This is a genomic window from Bacillus sp. GbtcB14, assembly GCF_019091205.1.
In the GTDB taxonomy this organism is placed as follows: Bacteria; Bacillota; Bacilli; order Bacillales; family Bacillaceae_G; genus Bacillus_A; species Bacillus_A cereus_AG.
Map to the genome: position 1 here is coordinate 1 of NZ_JAGXJT010000125.1, position 278 is coordinate 278.

Genomic DNA, 278 nt, shown 5'->3' on the forward strand with positions numbered 1-278 from the left:
GGCACCGAGTCCGACAGCCATTTTCGCGGCATTTGTTCCGACGCCGCCCCCTCCGATGATCGTGACTTTTCCGCGGGATACACCCGGTACGCCGGCTAATAAAATTCCTTTTCCGCCCTTTGGTTTTTCAAGAAACTGAGCCCCGATCTGCGCGGCCATTCTGCCGGCCACTTCGGACATCGGCGTAAGCAGCGGAAGGGAACGTCCGTCCGTTACCGTTTCGTACGCGATAGCTGTCACGCCTTTTTCTGTAAGCGCTTTAGCTAATTCCGGCTCTG

The 278-nt window shown here is 56.8% G+C and carries 1 pseudogene; it reads right to left on the minus strand.

From position 1 onward, the window contains the following. A pseudogene (locus KVT31_RS29530) lies at positions 1–278 on the minus strand (alanine dehydrogenase); the annotation flags it as partial.